Genomic DNA, 19,343 nt, shown 5'->3' with positions numbered 1-19,343 from the left:
ACATGCAGTCACGGGCGCCAAAAGAAGAAAAAGGCTAAAATAAAGATCATTTTAGCCTTTTTCTTTATGTGTACATCGGTTCTGCATATGCTTCAGAAACGGCTGCCTCTGAAGCGTGGTCAATATACTGGAGGAGCCCATATAAACATTTTTCAACAGCTGCATCGTTTCGGTTAAATTGATACGCGTGTAAGAAATGCTCAATACGTTTCGAGAGCAAGTCATCTTGCGTACGTACCATAAGAATAAGTAAATTATCCCATTGCGAGCGATGCGTATAATAAAGTGCTTTATCATAATCCGCCACATTCATTAAACCTTCTCCTTTCCCTTGAGAAGTCTTCATTAGTTTGCTCGGATCATATCGACATTTTCAGGGGAAAAGTTGGTGTCCGCATAAAAAGGGGACCGGGAATTATAGGCTGAATAAATGCTTCATGTATGAAAAAAGATCGAACAGCAAAACCTAAGGGAAAATCTACATGAAAGTGAGATCAATGATATCATGCAGCCGAAATGGTGGATGCTTATTGCAGCAGGAATGATTTTATTCGGCAGTCTCATGGTGCATCCAGCATCAAAAGCAGCCGCATATCCCGCAGACAATTGGGAAAGGCTTGCTTATACTGCCTTGCAAGATGAATATGAAGGTGCCTCTTTAAACGATTATCATTACATTGGACGCACACAAGTGAATGATGAACAAACAAAAGATGTGTTTCGCGTCACCGTAAAGGAAGGCTCAACACTTTTTGCCGCCCACGCAGAAATTTATTTTCACCCGGAGACCGGTCATTTGATTAGTATTAACGTGTTTCGATTATAAAATAATAGCACCTCTTACCAAAAGAGGTGCTGATCATGAGATGTTTTACTTCATGTTTCCTTGAAGATAAGAGCGAATATCCACTCCGAGTGAATCCGCTAAACGCTGTCCGTAATCTTCATCTGCACGATAGAAGTTGCAAATTGCAAGTAATTTCGTTTTTTCATTTACGTCTTTCAAATCAGCTGTCAGGTTTTTAATCAATGCTTGTTTCTCTTCTTCAGAGTAGCTTCGATATTTTTCCCCCGCTTGTTTGAAATCGTTCGGTTTTTCAATTTTTTGTCTCACCATACGATCACCGTGAAGAACAGGCTCACTTTCTTTATAGTGAGGGTTCTCTTTTGGCTGATCGTCATAACGGTTTGGTTCATAGTTAATATGTCCGCTTGGACGAGTTGTTGTCATAAAGCCATCCTGCTGGTTATTGTGTACAGGCGCATAAGGGCAGTTGACTGGAATACGCAAGTAGTTCGCACCAAGACGATGACGCTGCGTGTCAGGGTATGAGAACAGACGACCTTGAAGCAGTTTATCTTCAGATGCTTCAATTCCTGGAACTAGTGCACTTGGTGTGAAAGCAGACTGTTCTGTTTCAGCAAAGAAGTTTTCTGGATTACGGTTCAGTGTCATACGTCCCACTTTTTGCAGCGGATAATCTTCCTCGCTCCACGTCTTCGTAGGATCACATGGATCATAATCAAGTTCATCATAATCACTGAGCGGCATAAGCTGAACGTAAAGATCCCATGCTGGATAATTTCCTTTTTCAATACGATCATACAAATCTCTTGTCGCATGCTGGAAGTCGTTTGCTTGAATTTCTGCAGCTTCTTCCATTGATAAATTGCGAATGCCTTCTGATGGTCTCCAGTGGTATTTCACATATTTTGTTTCTCCGTATTTGTTTACCCATCTAAACGTATGAACACCAGAACCGCGCATTTCAGCGTAGTTCGCAGGAATACCTTCGTCAGAGAAGAGCCATGTGAGCATGTGAGTCGATTCAGGTGTTAATGTCATAAAATCCCAATAACGGTCAGGATCTTGAATATTGGTTACAGGATCTGGCTTAAGAGAGTGAACCATATCAGGGAATTTGAGTGCATCACGAATAAAGAAGACAGGCAGGTTGTTGCCGACTAAATCGTAGTTGCCTTCTTCTGTATAAAATTTAACAGCGAAGCCGCGTGGATCACGTAATGTTTCAGGTGAACCTTTAGGATGAATAACCGTTGAGAAACGAACAAAAACGTCAGTTTGTTTCCCTTCTTCACTTAAGAAGGCTGCTCTTGTATGCTTTTCCATGCTATTTTCTACTTCAAACACACCATAAGCGCCGGCGCCTCTTGCATGAACGACACGCTCTGGGATACGTTCACGGTCAAAATGCGCAAGTTTTTCAATCAAATGGTAATCGTCAAGAAAGGAAGGTCCGCGGTGGCCGGCTGTTCTTGAGTTTTGATTGTCGCCAACAGGCACGCCCTGATTTGTCGTCAAATGTTTATGATTTGAATTTGTCATTCTTTTCTCCTCCTGTAAACAAAAAAATGGGTTCTAGCAATCTATATACCCTAATTATATTGAATAAAACATGATAGTCAATATTTATTTATAATAATTTTAAATAAATTATTATTACAAGGAGGTAAAGAAAAAGACGAAAGAAATGAATTCTTTCGCCTTAGAGCAGAAGCTCTCTGAGAGCATCTTTGTTTTGTGTTAAATCTTTTAATGTGTATTGATCTAGAACGCGTAAATAAGCAGTGAGTGCTTCATGAAGTACGTGCTTTAATGAGCAAATCGGGGAGATAATACAGCTGTTTTTCTTTGAATCAAAGCATTCAACCATGACTAAATCATCCTCTGTATAGCGGACAACCTCACCAATGTTAATGCTTTCTGGGCTTTTCCCCAGTCTAATCCCACCATTTCTTCCGCGAATCGTTTCCACATAACCGCGTTTTCCAAGATGGTAAATCACCTTCGTCAGGTGATTTTTTGAAATGCCATAAATATCGGCAATCTGCTGAATATTTGACAGTTCATTGTTGTCTCTCGACGCTAAATAAATGAGTACCCTCAATGAGAAATCTGTATAATTTGTAAGTTTCATTTTGACGACCTCTAAACCTAATAGAGTTTTGTATCATCGTAACACATTTTAGACAAAAACTGTTCGAGAAAGTGTTAAATGTGACAACATTTAAAACATGTATTATAAATATTGCTTTTATAGCCTGTCATCTATTACGATAAAGATGTATTTAAAATACATCTTTTTGAAAGAAGGAATGACAATGTTATCTTCAGATCAAATGAATGCCATTAAACAATCAGCCCCTCTACTAAAAGCCGAGGGAACAAAACTTGTGACAGTTTTTTATCAAAATATGATCAGACAGCACCCAGAGCTTCTCAATCAGTTTAATAAAACGAACCTCATGAATGGAAGTCAGCCAGAGGCGCTTGCGGCAACCTTATATCAAGCTGCACTGTACATTGAACGATTAGAAGAATTGCTTCCTGCTGTCAAACAAATTGCCCATAAGCACGTCAGTGTCATGGTGAAAAAAGAGCAGTACCCCATCGTTGGATACCATCTCATTGAAGCCATGAAAGAGGTATTTGGATTAACAGAAGAAGACGAAACGTTAGCCGCTTGGAAGGCTGCCTATGACATCATTGCGAATATATTTATCACCATTGAAGCAGAAATGATGGAGGAAAATTTAAAACAAAAAGGCGGATGGGCAGATGTCAAACCGTTTGTGATTAAGAAAAAGAAACAAGAATCTCCGTCACTCACTTCCTTTTATTTAGTACCAGAAGATGAATCTGAACTGCCAATTTATGAAACAGGTCAATATATTACGGTGCAAGCAGATATGCCGGGTGAAGCCTATGTATGCAGCAGACAGTACAGCTTATCAGATCAATATCACCCATCTTACTACCGCATCACAGTGAAACGAGACGGCCATGTATCCACATTCCTCCATGATGACATGGAAGAAGGGGATATTCTTCAAGTGAGTATGCCGCAGGGAATGTTCTGCTTACAAGGGGACATCAAACAGCCCGTTTATTTGATCAGTGCTGGGTCTGGTGTTACACCAATGATTGGTTTAGTAAAAACAGCCGCTCATCAAAATCTGCCATTTACGATGATTCATGCAGATCGAATAGAGGACGTGACCGCTTTTGAAAAAGAATTTGAACGTGTTCTAGCTTTATCCCCTCATGGACGTATCATCCTATGTAACGAGCAGTTTGAAGCGTCAGGAAAGGGTGAGCTGGTGGAGAAGGTGGCTTCCCGTATTGACCGTTCATTCCTTCAATCAGTGATTGGAGAAGGGGAAGGACAATTTTACCTTTGCGGTTCCCCGGCCTTTACACAAGAGATGATCTATATCCTAAAAGTGATAGGAATTCCGGAACAAAATATTCATTTCGAAGTATTCGGCGGGCAATCCATGAAAGAGATAGAAGTCGTGTAAACCAACGGCTGAACATCATGTTTTTTTAGATACGCTCATATAGTAGGGATAAGTCCGATGAGGAGGGATGGTTTCCTTGAGCGTATCTGAAAAGCGGCTTTTACAAAGAGCCATTGATGAAATTACAGAAATTGCAGAAGGATTTGGTCTAGATTTTTATCCGATGAGGTATGAAATCTGTCCCGCGGAAATTATTTATACGTTTGGTGCATATGGGATGCCAACACGATTTAGCCACTGGAGCTTTGGCAAGCAATTTCATAAAATGAAGCTTCATTATGATTTAGGATTAAGCAAAATTTATGAGCTGGTGATTAATTCAAACCCTTGCTACGCCTTTCTACTTGATAACAATACGCTTGTTCAAAATAAATTAATTGTGGCTCATGTCCTGGCGCACTGTGATTTCTTCAAAAATAATTGCCGTTTCCAAAACACAAAACGAGATATGGTCGAAAGCATGGCAGCGGCGGCAGAGCGAATTAAAGAGTATGAGCATGTTCATGGAACAAAAGAAGTCGAATCGTTTTTAGATGCCGTATTGGCCTTGCAGGAGCATATTGATCCGTCTCTTGTTCGTTCAAAATTAAGCTGGAATATTGACGATGAAGAAGAATATGAAGAAGACCATTCAAAACGTCAAACGCCGTATGATGATTTGTGGGGAATGGATGAGCCTAAGACGCGTGAGAAAAAGAAAATTGTCAAGCAATTCCCGCCAAAGCCAGAAAAAGATATTTTGCTCTTTATTGAGGCACACTCCCGGGAGCTGGAGCCGTGGCAGCGAGATGTGCTGACCATGCTGAGAGAGGAAATGCTTTATTTTTGGCCGCAGCTAGAAACGAAGATCATGAATGAAGGCTGGGCATCGTATTGGCACCAGCGGATTATGCGTGAGCTTGATTTAGATTCAAGTGAATCAATTGAATTTGCCAAATTAAATGCAGGCGTGGTACAGCCGTCTAAGACGGGGATCAATCCTTACTATTTAGGGCTGAAGATTTTTGAAGATATCGAAGAGCGCTATGATCACCCATGCGAGGAATTAAAAAAAGCAGGGGTGACAAAAGGGTCCGGCCGCAGCAAAATGTTTGAAGTGCGGGAAATTGAATCAGACATTTCCTTTATTCGAAACTATTTAACGAAAGACCTTGTGATGCGGGAAGACTTGTATTTGTTTCAAAAGCAGGGAAGAGACTATAAAGTCATTGATAAAGAATGGAAGGCAGTTCGTGATCAGCTGGTCAGTATGAGGGTCAATGGCGGATTTCCGTATTTGACAGTAATAGACGGCGACTATTTAAAAAACAATGAACTCTACATCAAGCATTGGTACGAAGGCATTGAGCTCGATCTGAAATACTTAGAAAAAGTACTTCCCTATTTGTATCAGCTATGGGGGAGAAGTGTACACATCGAGTCAGTTCTTGAAGGTAAAGAAGTGATGTTTTCATACGATGGAAAAGGGGTTCATAGGAAATATTTAGCTTAAAGATCATTAGAAAAGATGTCCTAAAACGGACATCTCAGTGTGTAGACAAACCCTCGCATTTCACGAATATCAAATTCGCTCCGCGCCGAGCAAGGTCACGATGAAAAGAAGACAAAGGGCTAAAATAAAGGTCATTTTAGCCCTTTGTCAACAATCTGATTTTCCATTTTATTGGTTTTTAAGCAGTTTAAAGATGTGTTTCGCCTGATCTGTATTTTCCATCAGTCCTTTTAGTTTTTGACTGGATGGTCCGTATGCAAAGAATGGGACTTCATCACCTGTATGCCCCGATGTTGTCCAGCCTGTATGTGATCTCGTGTTAATGACTTCTTCAATCGCATCATCAATTTGTACAGCTTCTTTTGTTTCAGCTGCCTTTTGAATAGAGGCGATTTCCTCTTTTGTGAAATCAAGGTCGATATATTGTGTAAGCGCAGACTCAACCGTCATGCCGCCTGCGATTTTATTTGCAATAAAATCAGGCGTCTTTTTCGCTGCTTTGACTGGTTTGTAATCCCAGCTGCCAGAGCCGTCTGCCCCGAAAGAAAGACCGCCAGTTGAATGATCCGCCGTTGTGATCACTAACGTGTTTTTATCCTTTTTGGCAAAACGAATGGCTTCTTCAAATGCTTTTTCAAAATCCTTCATTTCACTCATCGCACTGACAATATCGTGGTCATGTCCAGCCCAGTCAATTTGACTGCCCTCGACCATGAGGAAAAATCCTTTTTTGTTTTTAGATAGCTGTTTAATGGCTGAGGATGCCATGTCTTGCAAGGAAGGCGTTGTTTTATCACGATCAATGGCTTTATCGAGACCACCATCAGCAAAAATGCCTAACACTTGTTGATGTTTGTTTTGTTGCAAGGCTGCTTTGGTGGTTACATAATCATAGCCTGCTTTTTTGAATTCTTTCGTCAGATCACGATCCTTGCGAACAAAATCGACAAGTCCTCCGCCAAGCATGACGTCGATCTTATGCTGGTTCCCAATTTTCTCATCGAAAAAATCATCCGCAATGGCTGCTGTGTTTTTTCTGGACACATCATGGGCGGCATACGCAGCAGGTGTGGCATTCGTTAATTCAGATGTGACGACAAGTCCAGTCGACTTTCCTTTCCGTTTTGCTTCTTCTAAAACGGTTTTTAGTGTTTTGCCGTTTTTGTCCACACCAATGGCATTGTTGTATGTCTTTTGACCAGTTGCCATGGCTGTGCCAGCTGCTGCTGAATCGGTGATGTTACTTTTTGAATCATCAGGGTATGTTTTGTGCATGCCAGTGAGGTAAGGGTCAAACGCTGTTTGCTTTGAAAGGTCACCGTTGTGTTTAAATGAGCGGTAAGTTGAAAGATAAGGTGTTCCCATGCCATCTCCAATCAGCACGATCACATTTTGCACGTCATTTTTTGGTTTCTTTTTCGCCTCAGCTTTGTCAGCCTGTCCAAATTCAATTCCTGAAAATATGCCAATCGACAGCACAGATGCCGCTGCCGCTGCAGCTATTTTCGTTTTCGGGCTTTTCAACACACTCATTTATTTTGCCTCCTCATTGTTTATATGTTGCTCTTACGTTTACAATGGTAGAGCAGAAGTGTGGATTCCTTTTTACAGCACCGTAAAGTTCACTTTAAAATTGTAAAAGTCCACTTTACATAGAATGAACCAAAATGAGAAATGAATGTATCATTTATCCATGACAAGATGCATTTATTTTGTCATGATTGTGTAATGAAAATGAAATAAAAAGAACCCTAAAAAAAAATAATTTTTGCCGAATTAATAAGCATAATGTCGTAGGAAGTCAAGACTATTTCTTCTGGTATTCGATCCTTATAATAGTAAGTAGATAAAAATTCGGATCACGATAGGATACATACAGGAGGAACAAATGAAAAAACAATGGATCACAGCTGCAAGTGCAGTTCTACTTGGAACGACATTATTTGCCGGAGCTGCTTCAGCACAATCAGTAAAGGTTCAAAAAGGTGACTCTCTTTCTGTTCTAGCGAAAAGATATAAAACAACGGTGAGCAAGATTAAATCAGACAACAAGCTGAAATCTGACATGATTTATGTTGGACAAACGTTAAAAATCAATGGAACTTCCTCGAAAACAACAACGAACACAACAACCAAAGTAAAAGCGGCTTCAGCGACAACCACTCATACAGTTGTCAAAGGTGATACATTATCTAAAATTGGCAAAAAGTATGGAATGACAGTGAAAGAGCTGAAATCGGTCAATAAACTCAAAACAGATCTCATTAAAATTGGACAAAAGCTGAAAGTGAAGCAGACGTCTAAAGTCAACACAGCACCTGTCAAAGAAAAAACAGTAGCTACATCGTCTTTAAATGTGTCTAAACTCGTAGCAGATGCTAAAGCACAAAGCGGCACACCTTATAAATGGGGTGGAACGACGCCGAAGGGTTTTGATTGCAGCGGTTTTATGTGGTATATCATTAATAAACAAACAAAGATTTCAAGACAAACCACTGAAGGTTTTTGGGCATCGATGAAAAGCGTCTCAACACCAAATGTTGGAGATTTTGTGTTCTTCACAACTTATAAGTCTGGTCCATCTCACATGGGTGTCTATATTGGGAACAACAAGTTTATCCATGCTGCTTCTGACGGTGTGACGATCAGTGATATGAATTCAAGCTATTGGAAGCCAATTTATCTTGGCGCGAAAACATTTGTAAACTAATTGATCCTAAGAGGCTGCTCATCTGGCAGTCTCTTTTTTCATATATTATTCTTGCTGCCGAACTGAACCTTTATCATAGTTCGCTATCAGCCTAAAGGCTTTAAAATAGTACAAGTGAGGACATGTGATCAAAAGAAGGGGCTTATTTTTGTTTAATAATAAGTATGCTAAAAAAATATAATTTTGAATGTTATATCATAAATAAATGAGGACAAGCTGTGTATTGAATAAAGAATGAAGAAAATCTAACCCATTTATTGACAATTGAAATTGTTGATATACAAGAATTTTCGCTATATTTCGTAAAAAAGTGTTTTCATTTTTTAATTTTCATATATAATAATTTTACGCCACTAATTTATAGCGCTAAATTTAATCTAAATATTCAGAAAATAATGTTAATTATGAAGTCGTGGTGTCTTTAGACTGATACTAAGTTTTGGGAGTGATGGTATGAGCAATTCGTTGTTTAGAAAGAAGAGCATTTCAGAGCTAATTGCGGCAACACAAGGGGAAAAAGCGTTAAAAAAGGAATTAGGTTCATTTGATTTAACGATGCTGGGCATTGGAGCGATCATTGGAACTGGGATATTTGTTCTGACAGGTACAGGCGCCGTTACAGCGGGACCAGGCCTTGTTTTATCATTTGTGATCGCAGGCCTTGCTTGTTTGTTTGCGGCACTGTCTTATGCGGAATTTGCGTCCACAGTGCCAGTGTCAGGATCTGTGTATACATTTACGTACGCATCTATGGGAGAATTCTTAGCGTTTATCATTGGCTGGGATTTGATATTAGAATACATGCTGGCCGCTAGTGCTGTTTCAGCAGGCTGGTCAGGCTATTTTGTGTCATTTTTAAATGGGATAGGTATTCATATACCGGTTGAGTTAACAGCAGCACCAGGTGGTTTGAAGGGGCAAGTGACATATTTTAATCTTCCTGCATTTATTATTTTAATGATCATCACCTTCTTGCTGTATTTCGGTATTAAAGAATCAAAACGAGTCAATAACGTCATGGTGATTATGAAGATTGCGGTCATTTTACTCTTTATTTTAGTCGCTGTGAAATATGTAAAACCTGAAAACTGGACACCATTCGTTCCATTTGGAACATCCGGCGTCTTAAGTGCAGCAGCCCTCGTATTCTTTGCGTTTATTGGGTTTGATGCAGTTGCTTCTGCGGCAGAGGAGACAAAAAATCCATCACGAAACTTGCCAAGAGGGATCATTTCTTCTCTATTAATTTGTACGGTTTTGTATGTCATTGTCAGTGCGATCATGACGGGTATTGTACCATTCATGGACTTTGAAGGGGTATCACATCCAGTATCACTTGTACTGCAAGTGGCGGGACAAAACTGGGTAGCAGGCATTGTGGATGTTGGAGCTATTTTAGGGATGACCACGGTCATGCTTGTCATGCTGTACGGCCAAACACGTGTCATGTTTGCCATGTCTCGTGACGGTTTGGTACCAAAGGTTCTTTCAAAGGTTCACCCAAAGCATAAAACACCGTATATCAATACACTTTTCTTCGGTACATTGTCAGCACTAATGGGAGGATTTATTCCACTTGATGAGCTGGCAAGCCTAGTGAACATCGGAACACTGTCAGCATTCATTTTGATTTCAGTTGCTGTTATTGTCATGAGAAAAACACAGCCTGATTTACCGAGAGCATTCAGATGCCCAGCGGTTCCGCTTATTCCAATCTTAGCGATTTTATCTTGCGGCCTGCTTATTTATAAACTTGGGACGATCACATTTGTTCGATTCTTAATCTGGCTTGCCATTGGGCTTGTTGTCTATTTCTTATATTCAAGAAAGAACTCCGAATTAAACAAAAAATAAAGAGAAAAAAAGCCAGTCATACTTGGTGCAGTCAAGTATGGCTGGCTTTTCGTTTTGTAGGTTATTAGAAACCTAATTGTAGATCGACATCAATGGAAACAATGGCATAGACACAAACGATGACAAAAATATTCAGAACGACGCCTAGGAGGCCTGGGCCTGTGCGGCCTTTTTTAATGAACAGCTCGATCACACCGAATGGAACTGCGGCCATTGCAAAAGGAAGCATCTGAAACGAATAAAAGGTCACATTGCTAATAATGGCGAGGTTCAGCATGAGCAGGGATAAAATAGCGGTGCCGACAGAAATCCAGCCAAACACATTATGCTCTTTAAAAATTCTTACCAATTCCATAATTCCACCTCGCTCACTTTTGCCGATTTAATGCGTTTTGTCTTCACGAATTTCTCAATTTCCTTAGAAGGACCAGTGACAACAGATCCATACACTGTAACACCATTTTGATTGATATAGCGTATTCGGTTAGAGAGATCAAGTTCAGGTCTGCCAGAGATTATTTTTGCCCACTCTGGATGCTGATTCACATAGGCGAGGGCATCTTTGAATTGATCTACCTCTGTTTTTGATGTGTGCTGGAGCTCTTTTAAAAATTCAGAGTCTTTCCCAGGAAAACCGATTGGCCGCTGATTTCCACTTAATGAATCTTCTGTTTTCACCGCATTCCAGAGCACTTTCATATCGTATTTTTTAGCAAAGGAATACACTTCCTTTGGTGTGTAAGCCTTGTCATAGGATACATACACTTCACTCACGGTTCCTTCAGGCAGCTTGTCTAAAGTGGTGAGTACTTGTTTTTTTGATGCATCTGCCTGCGTAGAAGGGTGGGTAAAGAAATCCTCTGTATTGCGTGCACTATCACCATAAAAAGAGATGGTCGGCTTCTTTAATTTATCGAAAAACATTTCAATTTGTTCACTGCCGATGGCTTTTGTCTTGTTCCCAATTTGTTTTTGCAGCTTAAGCTCTGTGTTCATACCAAACAGCTTAACCTGGCCTTTTAAATCTTTCATATCAATGGCGACGTTTGGTTTGGTCAAAGCGACTGTCACAGCGGCTGTTTCCATAAAATGATTGCCTTTGCTTTCTGCTCCGCCAACGCCGTAGTAAAGATAACTTCCTAGTGTACAAAGCGGTAAAATAATGAGTGTAGATATGACAGCAAGTACGGAAATGCGTAAATATGACTTTCTTTTTCCGTATTGTAAAATGGCTTTTTGCTTTTCAGGACTGATAGAGAAGTCTGTCCAATTTGAGTCATTCAGTTCCTGGCTTAAGCGTTTTTCGTTTTCTTCAAGCTCTTCTTCAAACGCCATCATTTCTTCCTCATTCATCTCGCCATTATTATATTGTTCCCATCGCTTGTTAAACTCTTCATTCATCATTAACACCTCTGTTATATAGTGCTTTTAGGCGCTGCCTTGCACGAAATAAAACACTTTTAAAATTTGCTTCAGTAATATTCATGACCTTGGATGCTTCCTTGTAATTCAGTTCTTTTAAATAATACAATGTCAACGCTTCCTTGTAGTTATCTGGAAGCTGCTCCAAATACATCGTGAGGACTTCTTTTATTTCAATTTGTTCAGCAGGGCTTTGTACAGACGTTTGTAAAAGGCCGCCAATTAGATCATCCGATATGGTCACTTCTTTTTTATGTTTCCTGACATAATCAATAAAAGCATTTCGTGCCACCTGAAATAACCAAGGTTTCACTTTGCTATGGTCATAGGAATGAATATGTATATAAGCACGCATAAAGGTTTCCTGCAATAAGTCTTCTGCCAAATGTTTGTCTTTTGTCATGGAGAGCAGAAACCTGTAAACATCGTTCATATACAGTTGATAAATTTCATCGATCGTCACTGATTTTTCTCCCCTCTATGTTATACACGCATAAGAAAGGCATAAAGTTGCACGAAACTTCTCATAGACCGTACATTACTCATCTCTTTCGCCGAATCAAAATCATTTCTCCTTATCATAGCGAAATTTGCAACATTTATAAAGTATTTTCAGTAGAACAAATCAGGAAAAAAACTCGAAAAACGACAAATTTGGACACAACTCCTATTTTATTCTCTCCTAAATCACAAGCCTGAACACAGAAGGAGTGATGATTTCAAACAAAAAAGATGATGTCAGTAGACAGACTCCATTTTATCAGCATGATGAAATTTTTAGTACCAGGTAATAAAAAATTTGTTATAATAGAGACAAATCCTTCATTCTTCAAACAAAGGAAGTGCACTATGTATAAATTTTCAGGCTATACCATCAAAGCATTATTTGCTCTCCGAGGCGGAATCAAAGTATATCAAAAAGAAAATCTGCCAACAGATCGGGGATTTGTCATTGCTTGTACGCATGAGGGTTTTGTGGATGTTCTTGCATTAGGCGCAGGAATTCTCCCGTTTGAGATCCACTACATGGCGAAAAAAGAACTGTTTGCAAATAAATGGATCGGCGGATTTTTAAAGAGAATTCATGCCTTTCCAGTTGATCGAGAGAATCCTGGGCCAAGCAGTATTAAAACGCCCATTAAATTATTAAAAGAGGGAAAGATCGTTGGAATTTTTCCGAGCGGAACTCGTACAACTGAAGATGTTCCTTTAAAAAGAGGGGCGGTCACCATTGCACAACTCGGCAAATCACCAATCGTTCCGGCCGCGTACAAAGGGCCATCAAATGCGAAAAGCCTTTTCAAAAAGGGGAAAATGCGTTTAATCATCGGTGAACCGATTGAGCTGTCTGAATTTGATCATCTGCCGCCAAAAGAAAGATTAGGTGCGATGACGGAAGTACTAAACACAAGAATCAAAGAACTTGAAGCCCAGTTAATAGAAAAGGGATAAAGAAAACGACCGCTTGCTAAGGCAAGGGTCGTCTTTTTCTTACGAAGCGCCTTCTTCAGCTGCTTCTAATAATTGTTCGTTTAGCTTTTTGACTTCGATGTAGGCCACATGGTGTCCATCGACTTCATTGATAATAAATTCATAGCCTTGTTCTCGAATGGTGTCATTTTTCTCGACTTCATATTTTTGTGTAAGGAACCAGCCGCCGATCGTGTCGACTTCTTCGTTATCAAGCTGCGTTCCTAATAGCAGGTTGACTTGATCCACAAGGACTTTTCCATCAAAGATGTAATGGTCTTCTCCAAGCTTACGCACTTCATTGATTTCATCAATATCGAATTCATCACGAATTTCGCCGACGATTTCTTCAAGGATGTCTTCAACTGTCACAAGCCCTGCTGTACCGCCATATTCATCTGATAAAATGGCCATGTGTACACGCTCACGCTGCATTTTCAGCAGTAGATCATGAACAGGAACCGTTTCAATCACATGAATAATCGGGTTCACAAAATTTTCGATCGTATCACTTGTCGAACATTCACCACTAATACACGCAGTGAGTACCTCTTTAATATTCACAACACCGATAATATTGTCTTTATCGCCGTCTTCAATTGGATAACGTGTATATTTCTCGACCTTGGTCACTTTCAGCATTTCCTCAATCGTAATATCGTGCGGGAAGCTGACAACTTCGGTACGAGGAATCATAATTTCTTTTGCCAGACGATCATCAAATTCGAAAATTTTATTCACATATTTGAATTCAGACTGGTTAATCTCGCCGCTCTTATAGCTCTCTGATAAAATAATCCGCAATTCTTCTTCAGAGTGCGCCATGTCATGCTCAGAAACTTGCTGAAGACCGAACGCTTTCGTTAATAAACGAGCAGATCCATTTAATACCCAAATAAACGGGAACATCACTTTATAAAATACCATGAGCGGTCTAGCAAAAAGAAGAGATACTTGCTCAGCCTTTTGAATGGCGAGTGTTTTTGGTGCGAGCTCTCCAACCACAACGTGTAAAAACGTCATGATACTAAACGCAATAATAAAAGTGACAATATGACTGGCTGATTGAGGAATTGACAGCTCTGTAAAAAGTGGTGCAAGCATATGTGCAATCGTTTCTTCCCCTAACCAACCAATACCAAGGGCAGTAATGGTAATACCAAGCTGACAAGCCGATAAGTACTCATCAAGATGAGTGGTGACGTGCTTGACAGCAACTGCTGTTTTATTGCCTTCTGCGATTAATTGATCAATTCTTGAGCTTCTTAAGCGAATGATCGCAAACTCTGATGCAACGAAAAATGCGGTTAAAGCTATAAGTAAAGCAACTATGAGTAAATTCACTATGTCCAATTAAGGCCTTCGTTCTGACTTTGAGAACGAAGGTAACACCTCCTGTTTAGTAAAAATTTTAACTTAACAGCAGTAAAAATGATTGGACAGCCGTCATTTTTTCAGGAGTAAGCTGCTCTTTTAGTTTTTCACGTTGTTCTGGCTGAAGCTGCTTACAACGTGCCAAAATGCGGTCCATATGCTCATTCATCCGATCGATATCAGAGGTTAAATGGACAAGTTCATCAGGATCTTCCTTTTGAGAAGGAAATTGTTCATCTAATCTGGATTTGATGTCAGAAAGAGCCAATCTCTGCTGTTTGCAAAGAACGATTAATTGTAATCGTTTTAAAGCATGTTCATCGTAATAACGATAATTAGAGCAAGATCTAACAGGCGCAAGCAACCCTAGATTGGTATAATAATCTACAGTGCGTTTTGTCACCTGTGCAATCTGTGCTAGTTCACCAATACGATACTTTTTCTCAGCCCCATCTGAACATCTCCTCCTAACCGTCACGTTATAGTTTATGAAAATAGTTTAATATAATTCGAGTCTGAAATACAAGTTAATTGTTCATATTTACTACCAATATGGAGAAACAGAGGGCATTTCCCTCAATTTAGGTGATCATGTCTAAAATAACAGGGTGATGCAGGAATTTTCAGATTATTTATGGTAAGATAAAATGAATACCGTTTCATATATATGTAGAGAGACGGATTTTACGTGAACCGGAGGTGGTTAAATGGGGCCCTCAATGTAGTCTTATTTAATCAGTTAACCGTTTTGCAAAAGACAACATCATCAATCAGGAGGTGACTCCTTGTTCTTCTAAGAAAGAGCAAGGTTAAATGGACGATATTGTTAATCTGAGTATAGTCGGTGTTTTGATTGCTTTAACAGCTTTCTTTGTTGCATCTGAGTTTGCCATTGTAAAGGTGAGAAGTTCAAGAATTAATCAGCTTGTTGCCGAAGGGTCCAAAAAGGCCATCATGGCGAAAAAGGTGACATCAAGGCTTGATGAATATTTGTCAGCCTGTCAGCTTGGTATTACAGTGACCTCCCTTGGTTTAGGGTGGATCGGTAAGCCGGCAGTAAAAGAACTATTGGTTCGAGGGTTCGGTTTGACAAACATTCCTGATTCAGCAATCAGCCTGATCTCAGCAACACTTGCGTTCTCTATTATTACCTTTTTGCATGTAGTCGTTGGGGAGCTTGCACCAAAAACGCTTGCTATTCAAAAGGCAGAAAAAATGACGCTTTGGCTGTCAGGACCACTGCATGCATTTTATATCCTCATGTTCCCTTTCATTTATGTGTTGAATGGGTCAGCTCGTATCTTAACCAAAATGATGGGCATCGATATGGGTTCTGAAAAAGAACATTCTCATTCAGAAGCGGAATTGAAGATTTTATTATCTGAGAGCTTAAAAAATGGGGAAATCAACTCATCAGAATATCATTATATGAATAAAATATTCGATTTTGATAATCGAATTGCAAGAGAAATCATGATACCGCGAAGAGAGATTTGTGCGATACCAGATGATATGCCATTAGATGATATACTGTCCATCATGACAAAGGAAAAGTATACACGCTTTCCAGTGTTTTCAGGGGATAAAGACCATGTCATTGGCATGCTGAACAAAAAACAGCTCTTTGCAGATATTGTGTATCAAGGAGAAAAAGATCAACTGAAGATTCAAGATTATATTTATCCAGTGATTGAAGTGATTGACACAATTCCCATTCAGGAGCTTCTCGTCAAGATGCAGCGTGATAGAATGCATATGGCGGTCTTAACGGATGAATATGGCGGAACGTCTGGACTTGTCACAACGGAAGATATTTTAGAAGAGATTGTTGGAGACATTCGTGATGAATTCGATGAAGATGAGCAGCCGGTTATTCAAAAAAGAGCCGATCATCATTATATATTAGATGGCAAAGTGAGATTAACAGAAATTCAAGATTTCATCGAGCTTTCTTATGAAGATGATGAAATTGATACAATTGGCGGGCTCATCTTGAAGGAAAATATTGATATCCAAGAAGGACAATCGATTTATCTTGATGATATTCGGATAAAGGTACTGGAAATGGATGGGCGCTATATTAGAAAGATCGATTTAAAGAAAGGCGTCACAGCAGCAGAAAAGGGAAATGCGCTTCCTGAGCTTGATATAAAAGAGCCGCTGTTAGTAAATGAAATGACCTTGAGCGAAAAATAAGCTCAAGGTTTTTTTAGGTATTTAGGCTCTTTTTAGCGAATGTATGTTCGTTTATAATGAGAACAAACGTTCGTTAGGAGGATGGACATGCTTTGGTATGAAACAGCAAGTATCACAGAGAAAAAAACCTCAATGAAACGAATCGAGTTTCATTTGAAAAATTTCAAAAATTATCAGGCAGCAATCTTAAACATTGAAAGGCAGCTTGAAAAAAGAAGTCATCTTCAACAAGATCACATGACAAAGAAAAAATTAGAAGAACAGAAAAACCAGTATGAACTCATTGTTGCTTGTATTGAAACAGCAATGAAAGAATTAGATGAAATAGAGCGGAAGCTCATTGATTACAAATATTTTCGAGATTGGCGTATGGCAAAATGTGCAATCGAAATCGGCTATAGTGAAAAAACATTGTTTTTAATGAAGCGCCAGCTGATGGATCAACTGCTGATCAGCTTAGCCGCCATCACGACGATTTAAAAAAGAAGTTGTCCTAGTGTATCAAACGCAGCAAAGAGGCATAAAGAGCCGATCATCGTCGCAAATAAATAGACAGCGAGCTTGCCTATTTGATGCTGAAGCAGCATGGTTGCAGACTCGATACTAAAAGTAGAGAATGTTGTAAAACCACCGAAAAAACCGGTTCCAATGATCACAAGCAGCGGGTGATTGGATGTCACTGCGCCTGTCAGAAAACCTAAACCAGCTGCACCTAATAAATTGATCAAAAGAATACTGTACGGGAAACGGGCATGGGATTGGGTTTTTTGTAGCATTTGACTGATGAAGAAACGAAAGACACTGCCAATCCCTCCAGCCACAGCTGTATAAAGAACAATCATTTATTTGCTTCCTTTCTGCTGTTTATTTTGATGAAAGAGCCGTTGAGCGGTCAAAAGTCCAGCTAAAGCAGCAGCTACTCCAGCAATCACCGAGAGCAGGATGTACATCATACTGATATTGACCTGTCCAGCTTGTAATAGGAGAACTGCCTCTTTAGAAAAGGTGGACATTGTTGTAAACCCACCGCAAAATCCTGTTCCGATCAAAGCGGCAAGATATTTTTTTCCCTTCTGAAATAGAAAGTATCCTGTTGCAAAACCAAGAAGCAGACTGCCCGATATGTTTTCGATCATCGTTGCATAGGGGAATGTTTGGCTGACAACGGTTTGGCTGAGTTCATATCTGCAAAGTGTACCAAGCAGTCCACCGATAAAAACCGCGAAATAAGTTTTCATGTAGATCATTTCTCCTTTTGGAAAAATAGCGGGTGATCCGTTACCACGCCATCAATTGGGTATTTTTTAATCCGATCTGCTGTTTTTTGATCTTTCACTGTCCATATAAATACATCCATCCCGAATGAGTGAATACGATCTATCCAGCAGCGGTTCATCATCGTTTTCTTCATATTCAAACAATCCGCAAAGGAGCTGTATACGGCTAAACTGCTTTTGGCCATTTTTAACATAGAAGGCTTAATGATAAAAGCAGTTCGTAGAGAAGGCGCATAAGCTTTCATTCTTTGAAGGGCAGTCTCATCAAAAGATTGAACCATGATATGACGGGAATAGGCAAACTTGTTGATGATGTCGGCAACGGCTTTTTCAATCCCAATTTGCCGTTTAGGGTGCTTCAGTTCAATCAGTATTCCAATACGTTTGCTGTATCTCTCAAGAATATCTTGTAAGGTTGGAATTCGTTCGTTTCCGTACGAATGACCAAACCAGCTTCCTGCATCCAGCTTTTTCAGCTGATCAAGTGTATAACCTTTAACCAAACCGCTTCCGTTCGTTGTTCGATCAACGGTATCATCATGGATCACGACGACGTGCTGATCCATTGTCATCTGTACGTCTAACTCAATATAATCTGCTCTCTGCTTAACAGCTAAATCAAACGCAGCGATTGTATTTTCTGGGGCAGCGCTTGATGATCCTCTATGGGCGATAATATACACTTGCTCCAGCTCCCTGACATAAGTTCTGGTCTTATCATATCAAATGCTTTGTCGGTTTTCCTTCTTTACTATATGGAAAGGGAGAGCGCCGTATGTAATGATGAAATCGCATGTACTGGGAGTGCATGATTGTAGGAATATGAAAAGTTAAAGGAATAGCCCAAGCTATGTTTGAGTAAACCTGAATTACATCAATTTTTCTTCGCTCAATTTTGTCCAAATCGTCAGCGTTCGTCAAAATATTAGTACTTTCGTCATATTGACTGAAAATTCTGATTTTTTATAATGATGAAAAGGAGGCGAGATGATTGGGTAAAGGGAGAATTAGAGTGGAAGAACGTATTAAGGTCGAAACGGATGCTGAAATGTTTAAAGCGACTCTCCTGGATCAGGCTCAGAAGAAAAAGTAGTTTGTTGCCCGTCGATATGTCTCTAGCCAAAATTTCATAATTGAACATCATGCCTCGGGATACGTCCCGAGGCTTTTTATATAGAGGTCAGACATTTAAGAGAGGACATAAACGAAGGTTATATTATAAAAT

Annotated in this window: 21 protein-coding genes; 9 read left to right on the top strand and 12 right to left on the bottom strand. The window is 39.7% G+C overall.

All coding sequences use genetic code 11. The features are described 5' to 3' along the window. Positions 1-64: 64 nt before the first annotated feature. Positions 65-313, bottom strand: a complete 249-nt coding sequence (locus GPA07_RS15075) for a YhdB family protein (RefSeq protein WP_008359893.1) — start codon at positions 311-313, stop codon at positions 65-67. A 192-nt stretch (positions 314-505) separates the two neighbouring features. On the opposite strand from GPA07_RS15075, the gene GPA07_RS15070 reads away from it, so the two are divergent. Further along, positions 506-826, top strand: coding sequence for a YqzG/YhdC family protein (locus GPA07_RS15070; RefSeq protein WP_008359890.1), 321 nt, complete (start codon positions 506-508; stop codon positions 824-826). A 45-nt stretch (positions 827-871) separates the two neighbouring features. Here the strand turns inward: GPA07_RS15070 and GPA07_RS15065 are convergent, their stop codons facing one another. Together GPA07_RS15065 and GPA07_RS15060 are read right to left on the bottom strand one after the other, a co-directional pair. Continuing rightward, positions 872-2,347: a catalase gene (locus GPA07_RS15065; RefSeq protein WP_008359888.1), complete on the bottom strand. Its 1,476-nt coding sequence runs from the start codon at positions 2,345-2,347 to the stop codon at positions 872-874. A 160-nt stretch (positions 2,348-2,507) separates the two neighbouring features. Beyond that, positions 2,508-2,939, bottom strand: a complete 432-nt coding sequence (locus GPA07_RS15060; RefSeq protein ID WP_008359887.1) for an Rrf2 family transcriptional regulator — start codon at positions 2,937-2,939, stop codon at positions 2,508-2,510. A 184-nt stretch (positions 2,940-3,123) separates the two neighbouring features. Here GPA07_RS15060 and GPA07_RS15055 point away from each other — a divergent pair, with 184 nt between their 5' ends. Both GPA07_RS15055 and GPA07_RS15050 read left to right on the top strand, forming a co-directional pair. Then, positions 3,124-4,323: a globin domain-containing protein gene (locus GPA07_RS15055; RefSeq protein WP_157292898.1), complete on the top strand. Its 1,200-nt coding sequence runs from the start codon at positions 3,124-3,126 to the stop codon at positions 4,321-4,323. A gap of 67 nt (positions 4,324-4,390) precedes the next feature. Continuing rightward, positions 4,391-5,815 (top strand): SpoVR family protein, encoded by a 1,425-nt coding sequence (locus GPA07_RS15050; protein WP_406566831.1) that lies wholly within the window; start codon positions 4,391-4,393, stop codon positions 5,813-5,815. A 168-nt stretch (positions 5,816-5,983) separates the two neighbouring features. On the opposite strand, the gene GPA07_RS15045 is transcribed toward GPA07_RS15050, so the two are convergent. After that, a complete protein-coding gene (locus GPA07_RS15045) occupies positions 5,984-7,348 on the bottom strand; it encodes an alkaline phosphatase (protein WP_157292896.1) in 1,365 nt (454 codons plus the stop codon). Between the two features lie 355 nt (positions 7,349-7,703). On the opposite strand from GPA07_RS15045, the gene GPA07_RS15040 reads away from it, so the two are divergent. Both GPA07_RS15040 and GPA07_RS15035 read left to right on the top strand, forming a co-directional pair. Next, positions 7,704-8,525, top strand: coding sequence for a C40 family peptidase (locus GPA07_RS15040; RefSeq protein ID WP_157292895.1), 822 nt, complete (start codon positions 7,704-7,706; stop codon positions 8,523-8,525). Positions 8,526-8,978: 453 nt separating this feature from the next. Beyond that, on the top strand, positions 8,979-10,379 hold the full coding sequence (locus GPA07_RS15035; RefSeq protein ID WP_008359871.1) for a branched-chain amino acid transporter BcaP: 1,401 nt from the start codon (positions 8,979-8,981) through the stop codon (positions 10,377-10,379). A 64-nt stretch (positions 10,380-10,443) separates the two neighbouring features. On the opposite strand, the gene GPA07_RS15030 is transcribed toward GPA07_RS15035, so the two are convergent. From GPA07_RS15030 to GPA07_RS15020, 3 genes are read right to left on the bottom strand one after another with little or no spacing between them, the layout of a single operon-like run. Next, positions 10,444-10,734, bottom strand: a complete 291-nt coding sequence (locus GPA07_RS15030; RefSeq protein ID WP_008359869.1) for a hypothetical protein — start codon at positions 10,732-10,734, stop codon at positions 10,444-10,446. Next, positions 10,722-11,780: an anti-sigma factor gene (locus GPA07_RS15025; RefSeq protein WP_071167843.1), complete on the bottom strand. Its 1,059-nt coding sequence runs from the start codon at positions 11,778-11,780 to the stop codon at positions 10,722-10,724. Before GPA07_RS15025 ends, GPA07_RS15030 begins: the two co-directional genes overlap by 13 nt. Next, positions 11,773-12,264 carry a sigma-70 family RNA polymerase sigma factor gene (locus GPA07_RS15020; RefSeq protein WP_008359865.1) on the bottom strand — a complete coding sequence of 164 codons (492 nt, stop codon included), beginning with the start codon at positions 12,262-12,264 and terminating at the stop codon, positions 11,773-11,775. Before GPA07_RS15020 ends, GPA07_RS15025 begins: the two co-directional genes overlap by 8 nt. Before the next feature lie 386 nt (positions 12,265-12,650). Here GPA07_RS15020 and GPA07_RS15015 point away from each other — a divergent pair, with 386 nt between their 5' ends. Beyond that, a complete protein-coding gene (locus GPA07_RS15015) occupies positions 12,651-13,253 on the top strand; it encodes a lysophospholipid acyltransferase family protein (RefSeq protein ID WP_008359863.1) in 603 nt (200 codons plus the stop codon). Between the two features lie 39 nt (positions 13,254-13,292). Here the strand turns inward: GPA07_RS15015 and GPA07_RS15010 are convergent, their stop codons facing one another. Both GPA07_RS15010 and GPA07_RS15005 read right to left on the bottom strand, forming a co-directional pair. Continuing rightward, the gene (locus tag GPA07_RS15010) at positions 13,293-14,624 is read right to left on the bottom strand and encodes a hemolysin family protein (protein ID WP_008359861.1); all 1,332 of its coding nucleotides are present in this window, start codon (positions 14,622-14,624) and stop codon (positions 13,293-13,295) included. A 58-nt stretch (positions 14,625-14,682) separates the two neighbouring features. Further along, complete coding sequence (locus GPA07_RS15005; RefSeq protein WP_008348973.1) at positions 14,683-15,123, bottom strand: MerR family transcriptional regulator; 441 nt, start codon at positions 15,121-15,123, stop codon at positions 14,683-14,685. A gap of 335 nt (positions 15,124-15,458) precedes the next feature. On the opposite strand from GPA07_RS15005, the gene GPA07_RS15000 reads away from it, so the two are divergent. Next, positions 15,459-16,841 carry a hemolysin family protein gene (locus GPA07_RS15000; protein ID WP_071167842.1) on the top strand — a complete coding sequence of 461 codons (1,383 nt, stop codon included), beginning with the start codon at positions 15,459-15,461 and terminating at the stop codon, positions 16,839-16,841. Between the two features lie 87 nt (positions 16,842-16,928). Continuing rightward, positions 16,929-17,321 carry a transcriptional regulator gene (locus GPA07_RS14995; RefSeq protein WP_071167841.1) on the top strand — a complete coding sequence of 131 codons (393 nt, stop codon included), beginning with the start codon at positions 16,929-16,931 and terminating at the stop codon, positions 17,319-17,321. Here GPA07_RS14995 and crcB read toward each other — a convergent pair. The 3 genes from crcB to GPA07_RS14980 are packed head-to-tail and all read right to left on the bottom strand — an operon-like array spanning position 17,318 to position 18,801. Continuing rightward, complete coding sequence (gene crcB / locus GPA07_RS14990; RefSeq protein WP_008359846.1) at positions 17,318-17,683, bottom strand: fluoride efflux transporter CrcB; 366 nt, start codon at positions 17,681-17,683, stop codon at positions 17,318-17,320. The genes GPA07_RS14995 and crcB overlap by 4 nt on opposite strands. Beyond that, a complete protein-coding gene (locus GPA07_RS14985; protein WP_008359845.1) occupies positions 17,684-18,079 on the bottom strand; it encodes a fluoride efflux transporter FluC in 396 nt (131 codons plus the stop codon). It lies immediately after the preceding gene. Positions 18,080-18,084: 5 nt separating this feature from the next. Beyond that, on the bottom strand, positions 18,085-18,801 hold the full coding sequence (locus GPA07_RS14980) for a glycerophosphodiester phosphodiesterase (protein WP_008359844.1): 717 nt from the start codon (positions 18,799-18,801) through the stop codon (positions 18,085-18,087). Between the two features lie 308 nt (positions 18,802-19,109). Between GPA07_RS14980 and GPA07_RS14975 the strand changes: the two genes are divergently transcribed. Continuing rightward, entirely contained in the window at positions 19,110-19,211 is a 102-nt protein-coding gene (locus tag GPA07_RS14975; RefSeq protein ID WP_008359843.1) for a YhdX family protein, read from the top strand. Positions 19,212-19,343: the final 132 nt, after the last annotated feature.

It is taken from the genome of Bacillus sp. ms-22 (assembly GCF_009759805.1).
In the GTDB taxonomy this organism is placed as follows: Bacteria; Bacillota; Bacilli; order Bacillales; family Bacillaceae; genus Bacillus; species Bacillus xiamenensis.
This window is presented reverse-complemented; position numbering and strand designations above follow the sequence as displayed.

What these genes read in the sequence shown, in the direction of transcription:
- GPA07_RS15045 (WP_157292896.1), bottom strand. Translation starts at nt 7,348, where the DNA reads ATGAGTGTGTTGAAAAGCCCGAAAACGAAAATAGCTGCAGCGGCAGCG.
- GPA07_RS15065 (WP_008359888.1), bottom strand. Translation starts at nt 2,347, where the DNA reads ATGACAAATTCAAATCATAAACATTTGACGACAAATCAGGGCGTGCCT.
- GPA07_RS14995 (WP_071167841.1), top strand. Translation starts at nt 16,929, where the DNA reads ATGCTTTGGTATGAAACAGCAAGTATCACAGAGAAAAAAACCTCAATG.
- GPA07_RS15040 (WP_157292895.1), top strand. Translation starts at nt 7,704, where the DNA reads ATGAAAAAACAATGGATCACAGCTGCAAGTGCAGTTCTACTTGGAACG.
- GPA07_RS15070 (WP_008359890.1), top strand. Translation starts at nt 506, where the DNA reads ATGCAGCCGAAATGGTGGATGCTTATTGCAGCAGGAATGATTTTATTC.
- GPA07_RS15060 (WP_008359887.1), bottom strand. Translation starts at nt 2,939, where the DNA reads ATGAAACTTACAAATTATACAGATTTCTCATTGAGGGTACTCATTTAT.
- GPA07_RS15030 (WP_008359869.1), bottom strand. Translation starts at nt 10,734, where the DNA reads ATGGAATTGGTAAGAATTTTTAAAGAGCATAATGTGTTTGGCTGGATT.
- crcB (WP_008359846.1), bottom strand. Translation starts at nt 17,683, where the DNA reads ATGATTGTTCTTTATACAGCTGTGGCTGGAGGGATTGGCAGTGTCTTT.
- GPA07_RS15015 (WP_008359863.1), top strand. Translation starts at nt 12,651, where the DNA reads ATGTATAAATTTTCAGGCTATACCATCAAAGCATTATTTGCTCTCCGA.
- GPA07_RS15055 (WP_157292898.1), top strand. Translation starts at nt 3,124, where the DNA reads ATGTTATCTTCAGATCAAATGAATGCCATTAAACAATCAGCCCCTCTA.
- GPA07_RS15025 (WP_071167843.1), bottom strand. Translation starts at nt 11,780, where the DNA reads ATGAATGAAGAGTTTAACAAGCGATGGGAACAATATAATAATGGCGAG.
- GPA07_RS14985 (WP_008359845.1), bottom strand. Translation starts at nt 18,079, where the DNA reads ATGAAAACTTATTTCGCGGTTTTTATCGGTGGACTGCTTGGTACACTT.
- GPA07_RS15035 (WP_008359871.1), top strand. Translation starts at nt 8,979, where the DNA reads ATGAGCAATTCGTTGTTTAGAAAGAAGAGCATTTCAGAGCTAATTGCG.
- GPA07_RS15000 (WP_071167842.1), top strand. Translation starts at nt 15,459, where the DNA reads ATGGACGATATTGTTAATCTGAGTATAGTCGGTGTTTTGATTGCTTTA.
- GPA07_RS15075 (WP_008359893.1), bottom strand. Translation starts at nt 313, where the DNA reads ATGAATGTGGCGGATTATGATAAAGCACTTTATTATACGCATCGCTCG.
- GPA07_RS15050 (WP_406566831.1), top strand. Translation starts at nt 4,391, where the DNA reads ATGGTTTCCTTGAGCGTATCTGAAAAGCGGCTTTTACAAAGAGCCATT.